We start from the raw sequence: 13,708 nt of genomic DNA, 5'->3' as shown, positions 1-13,708 counted from the left end.
TGATTACATTCAGCAGGGTGCACCACCCACCGCCTTTCCCTTTTTTCGGATCTGCGCAGAAATGAGAAGGTACAGGTGTTGCTATAGCATTATAATCATCATTTTCAGTAATCTTAAAAACATCACAATTTTCGAAACTTAAATAAATGGATCAATAGCAAATAATAAAATGCTAGGTTAGCATAAGAAAAAAACAAACATGAAAGGATCGATGATGCTCAGCCAGCTTAACCTGCGTTTTCATAAAAAGCTGATCGAGGCGCTGAAAACGCGTGCCGGTCGCGAAAATACTTCGGTCAACGCTCTGGCCGAACGCTTCCTCGATGACGGACTGAAAACGGTCGCGCCCGGCGACGGGTATTTTCAGCTCATTGCCGATCCGGATGCCACCGTCCGGCAGCTGTACCGGCATATCATTCTCGGCCAGACCTTCGGTACAGCTCCGGTCTCCCGGGATGAGCTGCGCTTCATCCTGGCCTATGCCCGGGAGGCCTTTATTTGTGGTCAGAACAGAGTGGCCACGCTCCCGGCCCTGAGCACCCTGCTCGACATCACCCACGACCTGCTGGCCTGGCAGGCTGAGAACGACCGCCCGGTGAATGGTCACTATCTGAAGGGGATCTTCCGCTTGGCCGGGGAGAACTGGATGCAGGAGTTTGACGCCTTCCTGGCGGAGCTGCGGCCCGTTGTGGATCAGATGTATGCCGAACACCTCCTGCGTCCGCTCGAGAGCGACTGTTTTAACCTAGCGGAGGTGCCGGACGCGGTGCTAGCAGAAATCTTCGCCCTGCCGCGGCTGAAAGCCATTTTCCCGCTGGTTCTGCGCGGGCTGGACTGGCGCGGGGAGAAGGCCAGAGATCTGGCGCAGGAGCTGCGCCCTGTGATTCCGGCCGTAACGGAGACCATCGAGGCCGGCACCCTGCGCCTCGAGATCCGCATCGACGGCCAGCACCCCGGCGCACGCCCGGGCGCCTGGTATGAGACACCGCGGCTGCACCTGCTGATCACTGGCCAAGACTTCGTTGTGCCGTACGGCTGGGAAGCGTTCTCCGAACTTCTGGGCCTGTTCACGCTGTATGCACGTTATCCTGAGGCGCTTGCGCATGGGCATCAGGGCGAGCGCGTGATGTTCTCGCCGCCCGGACACGTCACGAAGGAAGGATTCTTCGGTATCGACGGCCTGCGGATTTTTATGCCGGCAGAGGCCTTTGAAGCACTAGTCCGGGAGCTCAGCATTCGATGCGTGGAAGGCGCGCTGGCGGAGGCCCTGACGGGGCTGCGCTGCCTGTACGGAGATCTGTAATATGAAAATACTAAGGCAGCTGTGGAACCAGAAAGGGCTTGATGCGGCAGTTGAAGATGTACCTGAGGATCGATACGGTTTCAGTAATATCGCAGAAAATATATCCCGATCCATTCTTTCCCTTCCACAGGGGGCTTCAAATGTAGTCGGAATAGAAGGGGCATGGGGATCGGGTAAAACAAGCCTCCTGAATCTGATACTGAAAAACCTTGCCCTGAACAAAGATGGGCACACGCATGTGCTGCATATTTCCCCTTGGCTGAGTGGCGGCACTCCGGTTGAAGCGCTCTTTCTTCCTGTTGCCACGGTTATCCAGCAGGAAATGGAAAGACGCCATCCTCCGAAGGGTTTCAAAAAACTCTGGCGTAAATATCTGCTGTCGCCGGAAGCGCAGAAAGTTATTGAGTATGCTCAGGATACTTCCTCGCGCGTTCTTCCGCTGGTTCAGTATATCGGACAGTTTTCCAGCATCATCAACTGGATAGCAGGTGGGATAAAGGTATTTTCAGACAGCCGTCTGGCTGTTGATCAGAAAACTACGACAAAGCTTCGGGCTGAAATTGCAGGGCAACTGGTCAGTCTGGATCTGAAGTTCATTGTTGTCATGGATGATCTGGACCGACTGGAGCCATTCCAGGTGGCGGAAGTGTTCAGACTGGTCCGTGCAGTAGCCGATCTGCCTCGCTTTACCCATATTCTCTGTTATGACAGGCAGATTATCACTCATGCCGTTGAGCATGCGCTGAATATCGGAGACGGCAGCCGTTACCTGCAGAAAATCATTCAGCTCAGTTTTAAACTACCCCGGCCTGAAGCCTTTGACCTACGCAATGAATTTCGCCAGCGAGCTGAGCAGCTGTATCAGCAAATTAATAATCAGCCGCAGGATTCAGGAATGGCAAGGGATCTCGCCTCGGTGACTGATACGTATGGTGCCGCTCTTTCGACGCCACGTGAAATTCATCAGGCCATTAATTCCCTGATTTTTCTTTATCCGGGGATGCGGGATTTTGTTTATTTCCCTGATTTGTGCCTGCTCCAGCTTATACGGGTGACAAACCCGGCCCTGTATGATTGGGCAGAGCATTACCTGACAGAACGGTCTGTGATTGAAACCGGCCAGGGCATGCTTTCTGACGGAGAAAAGGCTGAATTCCGGGAGGGACTTGTCAGGTGTATGAAGATGCTGAGGGCTTCGAATACAGACTCATATCTCACTCTCGCCGAATGGATCCCCGGTATAAGTGGACACGATAATGAACATCTGAATCTGTTCGAGCCGGTCAGTGAAGATTTTCGTCATATCCAGATTACAGATAAACGACTCAGCAGCCTGACGCACTGGCGATATTATTTTTCCTTCTCCTCACCTCAGAATGTTCTGCCCCCTGAATTTTTTAGCCAGCTTTTTGAGCTGGCTGGCGTACCGGAAAAACAGCAGCAGCTTTCTGAATTGCTGCTCTCAAAAATCAACAGTGTGGGTAGTCTGTCCGGAACCTGGTTCGAACATATACTGAGCAGACTGACTCCGGGCCTGATAAGAGTACGCAATTTCGAAGAGTGCGCAGGGCTGGTTCATTTTTTCTTCTATCACACCGATGAGGTGAGCTCTCGCTTCCGGATCCGTAACCCATGGTTTTCCCTGCGTGAAACGAGCATTAATAAGGTTGTACGGCATCTGCTGAAGCATATGCAGGATATTGATGAGACCAGAACGGTTACGCGGATGGAAGCGCTGATCGTTACGGGTGCTTCGCCGTTCTGGATAGCCGATTTTATGCGGGATCTTATCTGGGAACACGGACTTGCTCAAAATGCAGCACCTTCGCCTTCAGACGCTCTTTTCAGTCGCGATATTACGGAACGGTTGCGTAACAGGTTTGCTGAACGTATGAATCAGCCAGAACTTCAGCAACAACTTCTCCTGCGCAAGTCTATTCTCGGGTATCTCTACGCATGGAGAGACATGAGCTCAGTCGAAATCGTTAAACGATGGGTTAGAGAGGTGACTTCCACTGATGAAGGTCTTGTTGATCTGTTGATACGGTTACAGACAAGCGTCTTCAGTTCTAACAAAGGGGCATATCGCCGCATTGCACGTGATCAGGTCAGTCCGTTCTTCGATGACTGGCCTGCAGTTGAGGAAAAGTTGAAGGGTATGCTTTCCGGCAACGAACTGACGCTGGAGCAGGAAGCACTTAAAACTGCGCTGGAAAATGACGACTGACCAAAAATTAAGGCCGCTTAGCGGCCTTTTTCTTACTCAATGAAGGGGATCAGGCGCTTAACGCTTTCTCCTTGTCAAAAGGAACACCTGCATATGCCAGCTCACTCAGCAGCTTGCGTTTCCATCCACCATGCTCATCAAGCTCGGTATAGAGAACCCCGGCAAGATCTGAAGGGATTTCAATATCTCCCTTCCTGAGTACAAGTACTTTCCCGCGTCCAAGCTTCCCCGCGAAATATCCGAGCTCATACAGGACATTCTGGCGTGCACGCAGACGTGTGCTTTCAGATGCCAGGGCACTGCCGCTATCGTCGGGCGTCATCAGCACGATGGCAAAGCTGACATCCCCTGACTCCGCTTCAAATTTCTCGATAATCGTCCTGGAGCCGTCAGGACGTTCAGAAAGAATAATTTCCTCAAGCCCTATCCGGGATATAAAACGGGCAACAGACTGAAGGGCATCATTATCATGGCCATGAACAATAAAAATTTTTCGGGAAACCGGACGAAACACTGCAGGCTCGGAATCGTGTTGGTTTTCCACATACAACTGGTAATCGCGCACGAACGGGACAACTAATGATGAAGTGAATTTTCGAATGGATTCAATAATATTTCGATCATAGAAAAATATATGACAGAAATTAAAGGAAAAATTGTTATCGGCTGCCATTTTCTCGATCAGCAGCAACTTCAGGCCCAAAATATCAGCGGGTTCGTCAGGCCACTGTAGAACAGCGGAACCAGCCATGCTGGATTCAGTTTCTTTACTCCTGGCCAGAAAGGCATTAAGTTCAACATTGCGAGTCAGATGTGAATTAACTGGCTGCAGATTCTCTGAGTTCAACAGCCGGACCAATTGTTTAAGAGGCTGCTGGTAGTTCTGAAGGTCAGCGCGCTGAAGGTCGAATACGCAATTTTTCAGTGACTGAAAGATATCAATCGCCATCCTGCCCGCTCCCCTGTCTTTGTTGTTCTGCACTGTCCAGAATCTGTTGGCGCAGATTTTCTTTCATGTGTTCGATTAATGGGCTGACCATCGGATTAGTGGCATAACCAGAAGCACGTTCGTGCACCATGGAATAGGCTTCCTGAATCGCGTTCTCAATGCTGACAGGATCGTTAGCATCGAAATGGACATCATAACTTCCGTTTAATGCCTCTGTTGCTTTTTCAACCTCTTTTAGCTGTTTCTGCATTTTGTCTAAACCTATGATTTTGACGCTCATAACAACCTCCGGACTAGGTGAGATGTATCAACCTTTATTGATAGCACGTTGAAGATGTGGGGTAAGGGATATTACTCAAATTCCACGCAATTTTATTAAGATCCGACTTTGTCATAAACCGGATCCTGACAGACAGATGAACAGACAAAAACTCATAATGAAAACTAAACATGATCATTTAATTGATTATGTATTCAATATGAGCCATATTGAAATCACATTAAAAAAAAGTAACCATATCGAGATAAATATCATGCAAAAACTGCAGGCGCGAAACATTCCTGACGATTTATACGAGCGGGTGGCCGCCGCCGCCGCGCGCAATGAGCGATCGCTGGAGGGTGAGCTTCGCCACACCCTGGCAGCCGCTTACCCGCCCGCGGGCAGTGAAGTGCTGTCGCTGCGCCAGCAGTGGCAGCAGGATACCGCCCGCCGCCTGCGTCAGCTCAGCGCACAACTGCAGGCTGACGATTTCTGGCAGTTCCGCGGGGCCGGCACCGTGGTGCAGCTGGCCCGCCAGGTCGGTGAAAGCTCGCCGGCCCGCATTCTTGACTGGATGGACGGCCTGGAGCCGCTTTCCTTTGACGCCGCCGCCCGCATCGCGGATTTTACCGGCTGCTGCCGCGACTGGCTGATAGAAGGGAGGTCGGAACCCTTCCCGGCCGCCGACATCGGTAATCCCGCTGACTACGAGCACTTTTTCTGTCCGGAAGAACGCGGAGACTGGCGCTTTTACCTCATCCGGTTTGCGGACGGCCAGCTTTTCTCCATCCGCCACGACAGAAACACGGATGCGTGGGGAGCGGGCTACATGGGTGGACGATTCTACCTGCAGGACGGCATGGGCAGCGGCGGCATGGGTAACCTGAAGCGGTTTCTGCAGTTCCTCAAGGCCCGACGCATACACCTCAAAGCGGACAGTTTTGACCGCGCTGAAAACAGCGACGACACCGGCCTGCACCACCCCTGCTACTATGCCCGTAACTCGGCGCTCGCGCAGACCGACTGGCTGCCTCAACTCCTGCAGGGCAACCTGCCCGACCGCTGGGCGTCAGATGCTTCTGAGCTGAATTATATGCTGAGTGAAGTCCGCGACGCGCCGGACGGCACCGCGATCTGAGGACCAGAACATAAAGAAAGCCACGCCGGTGCCACACGACGCCGCGTTCAAGGCTTTCCTGACGCACCCGGAAACGGCCCGTGACTTTATCGAGCTGCACCTGCCGGCAGATCTGCGCACCGCATGCGATCTCAGCACCCTGAAGCTGGAATCCGGCAGCTTCGTGGAGGAAAGCCTTCGCGCCTATTACAGCGACGTGCTGTACAGCCTGAAGACCGCAGCCGGTGAGGGATATATTCACGTCCTCATCGAGCACCAGTCGACGCCCGACCGCCACATGGCGTTCCGCCTGATGCGCTACGCCGTGGCCGCCATGCAGCGCCACCTCGACGCCGGACACAAAAAGCTGCCGCTGGTCATCCCGGTGCTGTGCTATACCGGAAAGCGAAGCCCGTACCCGTACTGTACAGACTGGCTGCAGGAATTTGACGATCCGGCGCTGGCCAGCCGCCTCTACGGGGGGCCGTTCCCGCTGGTTGACGTCACGGTGATACCGGACGAGGAGATCATGCACCACCGCAATATGGCCGCGCTGACCCTGCTGCAAAAGCACATACACCGGCGCGACCTGGCCGACCTGCTGGACCGACTGGCCGCCACCCTGCTGGCCGGTCACCTTACAGGACAGCAGCTGGTTTCGCTGATAAACTACCTCGTACAGGCGGGCGAAACCGACGACGCCGAAGCCTTCGTACGCAACATGGCGCAGAGAGTGCCGCAGCATGGGGATGAACTGATGACGATTGCACAGCAGCTGGAGCAGAAAGGCCGGGAGCAGGGGCGTTCATAAGGTGAGCGTGAAGCGCCCCTTAAAATTGCGCGTGCCATGCAGGAGAAGGGGCTGGATAATCCGACAGTGATGAACCAGACCGGTCTGACTGAAAAAGACCTGGAACAGATCCTCCATTGACTGAAAACCGGATAATGAAACCATGGCTAATGAGCTGACAAGATTACTGGACGGTGGCGCCGAGACGCTGACGTCTTGGCTGCCGGGCGGATTACGCACGGTGCTCGATGACGGCGCTCATCTGATGACCGCCTGGTTTGAAACAAACCAGCTGACGGAGCTATCCGGCGTGATCGTGATGGTGGGACTGTATATTACCGGACTCGCGATGATCGGCATTATGCTGGGCTCGTTTACCTCAGCGCCTCAGAAGTAAAAAGAGCCCCTGCATGGGGGCTTCTACCCGTACCTGCCACGGACGTTATTCTCCGTCATTCCACCTTTGGTTCTTTCTGATACACCGGATCGGTCCCGCGAGGAAACTGCAGGGCCAGATTGCGGTAATGCTGCAGGCTCTCTCTGAAGTATTCGCGCAGCGTCTCCGGCTGCTCTCTTTCCGGTGGATGCCTGGAGGGGCGGGTAGTTTCTTATCAGCTTTACAATACGTCTATCCTAAGCACAGCGTACCGCTCCGGAGCGGTACGTCGAACCGCGTTGTGGTCATTCTCAACGCTGTATCTGGAAGGGATTTAGTGATAGCCCTATAATGTTAACTTGCCGTCATGCACCAAACTGTGCCTTTTGGATTGATAGAACTAAATTCCTTGAAAATTCACTGACCAATTGTATATATTTATCTTGGTCATCAGCGTCCATTATTTCATCTTCGAAAGATCCGATGTGTCCCTGTATTTCTTTCATCAATGAATCTGAAGCCACGCCTAAAACTCTCGATGAAGACCTAAGAGTGTTAATAATCCCCAGAGCATAGTTACTATAAAATTGACCTAAATTGCTACTTGTTCTGTATCTTTCAGGTGATTCTTTAATAAAATCGAAAAGTACACTTGAGAACTGAGGTATTAATATTTCCCTCATCCAGAATGTTTCTTTTACTGAATTTCTTTTTGAAAAATAGCTTGTAGCAAATGGAGCTGCAATGGAAATTACAATAGCTGCAATAGCACAAAAATCACTTACTGAGAATGAGTCGTCTTTTGCTTGCTGAAGCATATAAAAATAATAACTAGTAAACATTCTCACCACCTATAAGTAAAGTTCGTTAGAAATGATGCCTCGCTTTATCGCACGTATGCATTCATTCCTACTGACTTCATTAAGAGAGGATAAATCAACTTTTTCAAGTAAGTTATTAATATTACCAGAACTCCTTAGTAAAAAGGTTAATTCATCTCCTACAAGACCCAAAAAATATGAACTAGTAATTACTTGGTCTGGATTTGCAAGGAAAATAAATTTTTCTGAAATAGATATATTAAAGTTACCCTTGGCTTTCTTTCCATTTTTTCTACCAGTAAACAATGACAGCTTCTCGAACCCACCTTTTGTGAAATCAACAGTGATACTTTCTTTCAGTTGGTTTGACATTTTATTCTCCTGGAAGCTTTACTGTACTTCCCTTAAGAGGAATCCTAATATTAATCATTACACCCGGAAACTTCACATTACGCATAGTATACACCCGATCTTCTTCAGGGGGGTAATGCAAGCTTTGAGCTGCATTGAAAGGCATTGTGAAAGTTTCTTGACCATGTTCATGTTGTTTGGTTTTTGAGCGATACTTGCCATCAAATTTTATGACAGTTTCACCAGAGATGATGTTCATCTCAGCGTTGGTCCCGCTCCCCCCACCCCTCAACTTTTTATAGTCGTCATGTAATGATTCAAAAGTTTCGATCAAAGTCACTGAACCATGCCCACGGGTAGGATCACTATCTTTTTTTGTACTTACAGACCCCTGTAAAGATGCGATAGTGAATAGAGTTCGCTCATTTATTTTATCTTTATGCCTACTTACATATTCACTAGCTTTCGATTTTATTCCTGAATCTTCAGGTAGGGCGTCAAAATTTTCATAGAAAGAATTACCCAGATTAAAAACAGCAAGCTCGAGAAATCTATCATCAATAACATCATGAAAATACCCTCTTACGAACCAAACCGGTTTACTCCTTCCACAATGCTCTTCAGCGTTATCAAAAACTTCACCTAAGCAAGCTTTTAGTTTGTTCTTGGCATTTTCACCCAGTTGTAAACCGTGCGAATTTAAACATGAGTTTACATATGTCACACAACCTTCCGCAGTGGAACTTTTGTTATCTCCCTTTACACTAGTGTTGAGCGCATATCGGTTATCTTTTCTATAATAATGTATATGGTCTCCATGAGTATTGTCTTGTGCATCCTTAAAATGGTCGTCTTCTAATTCTTTAACAAGACCTATATTCTCTATTAAAGTTCTTGAAGATTTCCCAATTTTAGGAAGCATGCCTCTGATATTAATTTTATCTCCTCTTTGCGTTCTCCTGTTGCTAATTATTTCTGTAATAAGCAATCCTAAAAGAGACTCACTACCCAAACTACTGTTGCTAACATACCTATGATCAATGTGAATATCTTCCAAACCAGGAGCCATTAATTTTCTTGTTATATCAATGACTGTACTTAGAACCTCTTCTGTATTTTTAAATATATCAAAGGCACTGGGTAATTTTATTTTAATGCTTTTTTTTCTTTTTGCCGACAAGAATGATTTATTTGAGGACAAAAACTCATCACAAATGAATGAGTTATCCATGGAAATATATCCATCAGAGGTAACTAATTTAGTCTTCCTTTCCTTCCTTTTAAGAAGGGTGATGTTTCTATGTCGTGGAAAGTATCTTTTAAGTAATTTCCGCTCTCTCTTTTTTCTAACCGACTCTGGAGGTGCTATTTTATTTTTCATGATATCCTATTTATGTTTTTTGTCGAAAGTCTTGAGGCTAAAAATATTTTCGTTTTTTATATGTCGGAAGTTGAAATATTTTAAGTTTTTATAAATTATTTGAAGCTAGATTCTTTCAATTTGTCAGATTTTTTAACGTTGTCTGTTAAGCTAACCTATCATACATGGTTAATCCATTAAATAATTTCACTTTTCTCTTTTACAACCCCCTTTTAATTTTTCATATGTGCTAGCAGATTAAGATAACAGCAGGAGTTCAGTGGCGCTCAACAGCTAAGTGTCGATCTATATCCATTATTATTCTCCCAGTAAAAATTCATGACTATTTGATATGGCAGCACTTAACAGGCCAACAGGTAGTACAGCATCCGGTCATCACCGTTCACCGGCTCACGGCACCAGCGCGAACGCTTCAGCAGCAGGGCTTCCCGCCCTCATCAAACCCGTTGTCCAGGGCTGTCTGGATAATGTATAAACCCGACAAGACAGAGTTCAGGCGTATCGTGTTGCGTCCGCTCCACTCGTTCTCCGAAAGAACCATGTATAGCCAGCCTGTCAGCTTGACCGCATGAAGTGCATGCTGTAGGCGGTCAAGGTCGTTCTGCGGCTGCCGGCGCGCCACAGGTAGTTCAGCTTGCCGGGCAGGTCGGCATTAACGCCTTGGTTCCTTTCCTCCCTGAGCAGCCAGCTGATTTCGCTTGCAAGCTCCCTGCTGAACCTGCGCTATTTTTCAGCGAGCGCCAGCCACCTGACCTGCCCCTCATCACGCGCGTTACAAATGGCCACAAGGCCGCACTATGCGTGGTGGCTGGCATTAAGGTTCTGTTATACATCTGTTCATCCTTTAGGTTAAATGGAGTGCTCTCAGTAAATTGTAAACGTGAACGTGAAAAAACTGTCGTCCGAAGAGGGTCGAGCTGTGCGAAGCCCGCCCCTGAATGCCGCGTCAGCGGCATGGAGGCGCCAGAAATTGTTAAGGACTACTCTGATGCCATCGGGCGCCGTCAGCCCGGCGGAGCCGGTTACAGGCTCAATGGTGGCAAAAATCCAACCCTTCCCTGCTAGACGCTTTTAAGCAGCGTCCTTTCAGCGCCGAAGAAGTTAACTGGTCGAAGACAAAAGACTGCTACAGCTACACCTCTTAAACCGACAGAAATCATAGTTACAACACCCAATTCTAAAGCCACACAGTTCCGGGCCTCTGGCCCGGTGCGGCGGGGCTTTGCAGTGGGGAACCCGATGTTTGCTGTGTGTGCTAGGTTGATGTTTGCACTGATATTACTGACAGCAATAATGAGTGTTGTAACTAATTAGTTTCACTGCCTCTGCCCCGGCTTGCCGGGGAGCTACTTCTGGAGATAGTAGGGTGACTGAAACTTCTTTAAGGACTCGGGAATATGCCCTGAACGAAGTGAAGGGAGCTACCCAGATGCCAGGCGTAGCTGGCTCAGGGTACTCTTTCTTTAGAAAGCATGTTTTGTTCAGAAGTAACGTTCGGAATTAACTAAATCTCGTCAGTCCTTTTCGAAGTTAACTACATCGTAAAGGACTGAATACTTGCATGTTCGAAGTTAACTCATTTAATGATGCTCAGCGGTGCTGAGGTTAACGTTGCATTCGGGAGTAACTGGGTGGAAAAGCGCGTCAGAACGAAGGTTTTGCCGGATTGCGCGCAGGGGTCATCCTGCCGTGCATCCGGAGATGCCAGCATAAGGGGTGCGGAGGCCGCGTGAGGTAGGTATTTTCAGGAACAGGTGGGCATTACGACAGGGGAACGCCGGCGCGTTCGAGCAGCAGCCGGTAGTATTTCTCGGTATCAGTGACGTTCAGCTGCGGGAACTCGTCCTTCACGCCTTTTTCCAGCGTCATCTGCGTCGCCATCGTTACCGCACCGCTGGCAGTATAGCGGCGCCAGGCGCTCTGATAACGCTCCGTGCCGTTACGTGGGCGCATCTGCTGCAGCTTGCTGGCATGGCCGTCCAGGGTGCGTTCGAGTTCGGATACCACGCGCTGCTTCTCGGCCCGCAACTCCGGGCTGACGACCCAGCGCTTGATTTGCTTCAGACGGTTCTTCAGGGAATGATGGCCATCGATGCTGATGCCAAGCCGGGCCATCTTGAGCTGGTGACGCGCATACTTGTCGCGCATGGACTCGGCGATGCCAGAAGCAACCGCCCACTGGCGGTACTTGTGCAGCCAGGTGCGAATATCCTCGACTGACATGCCGCGCGAGGTGAAGAAGGATTCAGTCAGGAATATACGCATCGGCTTGTTCTGGCCAGAATCCGCATCGCGATCGCGGTGAACGACCACATAGTCGAGCTGCTCGAGCACGCGCAGCGCATTGAGCAGGACGTCATACGCCTTGCGGCCGCTCTCATAGACGTGAAGAACGCCCATGCGCCGCGCCATTTCTTCCACCGGCAGCATGATTTCGAACATGTATTCGCTGTCCGGGCTGTAGTCACAGTTAGCAGCAAGCACGAGGGAAAGCGCGCTCAAAGCCTCACGGCTCTCAGAACGGGCGGTAATGCGCATTGGTTTTGGACGAAACGTACGATCGAACATGCGGTTGTAAGGCGTATAGCCTTTCTGACGCAGGGCAATCAGATCGTTATTACGGCACCAGTCATGGTGGCGGATACACACAACGACTTTAGAGGCCATGCCTCGCGGGGTTTTACCTTTGAATTCAGGCTGATGGTTGCGGTGCGTTTTCTTCTGGCCTTTGCGCAGGCTGTTAGCTTCGCCGCGACGGGAAGGTCGGTACGCGCCGGCTGAAGCGGTAGATGCTCCGGTCGGAGAAATCGTAAAGAGGTGTTCAGACACCGTTCCCTGCGCTTATGTTGCGCGAAGGGAGTTGACCTTTATTGGGCATAAAACTATACTCCCCGCATAGAGCAACAGCTTCTATGCAGATTCAGTGGACCCCGTTAATCTTCTCCGTCGCCAAACTAAGAGATTATCGGGGTTTTCTTTTTTCTGGACTTCAGTAACCTGTCAGTACCAGTCTCCTGCCACCTTTCGGCGTGGCCCGCCAGAATTCACTTAACGCTCGGTAATCTATCACTCAGTCCTCATTTAAGCAACAAAGTGATGTATTCACAATTTCCTAACTCTTTCTATCGACTTCTTTTTTAATCAGTCTCTCAACCATTTCAGCTTGAGTAACTCCATCAGCTTCACAAATAGACTGAAATTTGCTTTTAAGATCGGCTGGCAAAAACACACGTAACTCTTTGTGAGTAATTTTCTTACGTGCCAGTGATACTTGTTTGCGTTCGGCTACAGTCAGAGGGTTACCTTTGCGATATGCCCGTTTTGACGAGGAAGTTTCTGAGTTAGTAATCTGAGCCATCTCTGCCTCCACGACGTGTAAAGGTTAATTGGCTGAGAATACTACAAATCCCTTAAATCAGCGATTTAACTTTACTGCGGCGGTCAGGCTGCGTTGGCGCGCAACCCTGCCAGAGAGGTGAAAAAACATGGAGAGGTTGCTCAGTATGTGGATTGCCAGTCTTTACCCCCGTTCCATCGTGACTGCCAGTGCATAAGATAGGTCTGCGCAAGCGCTGGAACACCGCGCACGACAAGTGCGTTCTCTGAATTCGAATCTGCGGCGCTGCGTGAGTAGTTAAACGAGCCCAGCTCAACGTTCTGGCCGTCTGAGATGATCACTTTATCGTGCATGATTTTGTACTGACCGTTAGTCCTCAACGGAATGCCGGCATTTACCACCACGTTCATTGCTGACTGGCTGGCTTTGCTTCGGTTACCGTTTTCATCCACCACGACCCTGACATCTACACCGCGACGCTTCGCCGCAACGAGAGATTTCACAATTTCGGGTGAGGTGAAGCTGTAGCCCATCAGGCGAATATTCTCCTGGGCGTCATCAAGCGTGCTCAATACCAGCTTCAGAGCGCTCCCTTCAGGGGAGAAACCAACGTCAATCGAGGGCGCCGCCACGGCCACACCGGTGGAAAAGGTCAGCCATAGAGTGGTTGCCACGATTCGTGTGTTCAGTTTCATTTGTGGTTCCTTGTTAGTACAGCATCGGCCGGTAGGTCAGTTTAAAAACCATGATGAAATGCTATGTATGCGGGTAAACCGCTGTATCAGGAAGCCATG

12 protein-coding genes and 2 pseudogenes are annotated in these 13,708 nt (G+C 49.7%); 5 read left to right on the top strand and 9 right to left on the bottom strand.

Annotated features, from left to right (window positions below; genetic code table 11):
* The first annotated feature begins 214 nt into the window (after nucleotides 1–214).
* The gene (pifC, locus tag EPE01S_RS22165) at nucleotides 215–1,303 is read left to right on the top strand and encodes a transcriptional repressor PifC (RefSeq protein WP_062749511.1); all 1,089 of its coding nucleotides are present in this window, start codon (nucleotides 215–217) and stop codon (nucleotides 1,301–1,303) included.
* A gap of 1 nt (nucleotide 1,304) precedes the next feature.
* The gene (locus EPE01S_RS22160; protein WP_062749509.1) at nucleotides 1,305–3,530 is read left to right on the top strand and encodes a KAP family P-loop NTPase fold protein; all 2,226 of its coding nucleotides are present in this window, start codon (nucleotides 1,305–1,307) and stop codon (nucleotides 3,528–3,530) included.
* 49 nt (nucleotides 3,531–3,579) lie between these two features.
* Here the strand turns inward: EPE01S_RS22160 and EPE01S_RS22155 are convergent, their stop codons facing one another.
* Both EPE01S_RS22155 and EPE01S_RS22150 read right to left on the bottom strand, forming a co-directional pair.
* Entirely contained in the window at nucleotides 3,580–4,479 is a 900-nt protein-coding gene (locus EPE01S_RS22155; RefSeq protein ID WP_062749507.1) for a TIR domain-containing protein, read from the bottom strand.
* Nucleotides 4,469–4,759 carry a YuaX family protein gene (locus tag EPE01S_RS22150; RefSeq protein ID WP_062749505.1) on the bottom strand — a complete coding sequence of 97 codons (291 nt, stop codon included), beginning with the start codon at nucleotides 4,757–4,759 and terminating at the stop codon, nucleotides 4,469–4,471. Before EPE01S_RS22150 ends, EPE01S_RS22155 begins: the two co-directional genes overlap by 11 nt.
* Before the next feature lie 253 nt (nucleotides 4,760–5,012).
* Here EPE01S_RS22150 and EPE01S_RS22145 point away from each other — a divergent pair, with 253 nt between their 5' ends.
* The 3 genes and pseudogenes from EPE01S_RS22145 (at nucleotide 5,013) to EPE01S_RS22135 (ending at nucleotide 7,045) form a co-directional block, all read left to right on the top strand.
* Nucleotides 5,013–5,879 carry a FitA-like ribbon-helix-helix domain-containing protein gene (locus tag EPE01S_RS22145; RefSeq protein WP_072277526.1) on the top strand — a complete coding sequence of 289 codons (867 nt, stop codon included), beginning with the start codon at nucleotides 5,013–5,015 and terminating at the stop codon, nucleotides 5,877–5,879.
* 10 nt (nucleotides 5,880–5,889) lie between these two features.
* Nucleotides 5,890–6,789, top strand: a pseudogene (locus EPE01S_RS22140) (Rpn family recombination-promoting nuclease/putative transposase).
* A gap of 22 nt (nucleotides 6,790–6,811) precedes the next feature.
* Nucleotides 6,812–7,045 (top strand): hypothetical protein, encoded by a 234-nt coding sequence (locus EPE01S_RS22135; protein WP_062749501.1) that lies wholly within the window; start codon nucleotides 6,812–6,814, stop codon nucleotides 7,043–7,045.
* A gap of 55 nt (nucleotides 7,046–7,100) precedes the next feature.
* Here EPE01S_RS22135 and EPE01S_RS23535 read toward each other — a convergent pair.
* The 7 genes and pseudogenes from EPE01S_RS23535 to EPE01S_RS22100 all read right to left on the bottom strand — a co-directional run.
* Nucleotides 7,101–7,226 (bottom strand): annotated as a pseudogene (locus EPE01S_RS23535) (DNA polymerase III subunit theta); the annotation flags it as partial.
* Nucleotides 7,227–7,389: 163 nt separating this feature from the next.
* A complete protein-coding gene (locus EPE01S_RS22130) occupies nucleotides 7,390–7,866 on the bottom strand; it encodes a hypothetical protein (RefSeq protein WP_157076051.1) in 477 nt (158 codons plus the stop codon).
* Nucleotides 7,867–7,875: 9 nt separating this feature from the next.
* Nucleotides 7,876–8,217, bottom strand: coding sequence for a hypothetical protein (locus tag EPE01S_RS22125; RefSeq protein ID WP_062749497.1), 342 nt, complete (start codon nucleotides 8,215–8,217; stop codon nucleotides 7,876–7,878).
* A gap of 1 nt (nucleotide 8,218) precedes the next feature.
* Complete coding sequence (locus EPE01S_RS22120) at nucleotides 8,219–9,577, bottom strand: hypothetical protein (RefSeq protein WP_157076050.1); 1,359 nt, start codon at nucleotides 9,575–9,577, stop codon at nucleotides 8,219–8,221.
* Between the two features lie 1,761 nt (nucleotides 9,578–11,338).
* Nucleotides 11,339–12,406 (bottom strand): hypothetical protein, encoded by a 1,068-nt coding sequence (locus EPE01S_RS22110; protein ID WP_062749491.1) that lies wholly within the window; start codon nucleotides 12,404–12,406, stop codon nucleotides 11,339–11,341.
* A 283-nt stretch (nucleotides 12,407–12,689) separates the two neighbouring features.
* Nucleotides 12,690–12,935: a replication regulatory protein RepA gene (repA, locus tag EPE01S_RS22105; RefSeq protein WP_062749489.1), complete on the bottom strand. Its 246-nt coding sequence runs from the start codon at nucleotides 12,933–12,935 to the stop codon at nucleotides 12,690–12,692.
* Nucleotides 12,936–13,075: 140 nt separating this feature from the next.
* Nucleotides 13,076–13,609: a phospholipase D family nuclease gene (locus EPE01S_RS22100; protein ID WP_062749487.1), complete on the bottom strand. Its 534-nt coding sequence runs from the start codon at nucleotides 13,607–13,609 to the stop codon at nucleotides 13,076–13,078.
* Between the last annotated feature and the right edge of the window lie 99 nt (nucleotides 13,610–13,708).

The organism is Erwinia persicina NBRC 102418, assembly GCF_001571305.1.
Classification (GTDB): domain Bacteria; phylum Pseudomonadota; class Gammaproteobacteria; order Enterobacterales; family Enterobacteriaceae; genus Erwinia; species Erwinia persicina.
The sequence above is the reverse complement of the archived record's forward strand: the minus strand, read 5'-3'. Positions and strand labels throughout refer to the sequence as shown.

Coding starts and splice junctions, on each gene's coding strand:
- pifC (WP_062749511.1), top strand. CDS start 215: ATGCTCAGCCAGCTTAACCTGCGTTTTCATAAAAAGCTGATCGAGGCG.
- EPE01S_RS22160 (WP_062749509.1), top strand. CDS start 1,305: ATGAAAATACTAAGGCAGCTGTGGAACCAGAAAGGGCTTGATGCGGCA.
- EPE01S_RS22155 (WP_062749507.1), bottom strand. CDS start 4,479: ATGGCGATTGATATCTTTCAGTCACTGAAAAATTGCGTATTCGACCTT.
- EPE01S_RS22150 (WP_062749505.1), bottom strand. CDS start 4,759: ATGAGCGTCAAAATCATAGGTTTAGACAAAATGCAGAAACAGCTAAAA.
- EPE01S_RS22145 (WP_072277526.1), top strand. CDS start 5,013: ATGCAAAAACTGCAGGCGCGAAACATTCCTGACGATTTATACGAGCGG.
- EPE01S_RS22135 (WP_062749501.1), top strand. CDS start 6,812: ATGGCTAATGAGCTGACAAGATTACTGGACGGTGGCGCCGAGACGCTG.
- EPE01S_RS22130 (WP_157076051.1), bottom strand. CDS start 7,866: ATGTTTACTAGTTATTATTTTTATATGCTTCAGCAAGCAAAAGACGAC.
- EPE01S_RS22125 (WP_062749497.1), bottom strand. CDS start 8,217: ATGTCAAACCAACTGAAAGAAAGTATCACTGTTGATTTCACAAAAGGT.
- EPE01S_RS22120 (WP_157076050.1), bottom strand. CDS start 9,577: ATGAAAAATAAAATAGCACCTCCAGAGTCGGTTAGAAAAAAGAGAGAG.
- repA (WP_062749489.1), bottom strand. CDS start 12,935: ATGGCTCAGATTACTAACTCAGAAACTTCCTCGTCAAAACGGGCATAT.
- EPE01S_RS22100 (WP_062749487.1), bottom strand. CDS start 13,609: ATGAAACTGAACACACGAATCGTGGCAACCACTCTATGGCTGACCTTT.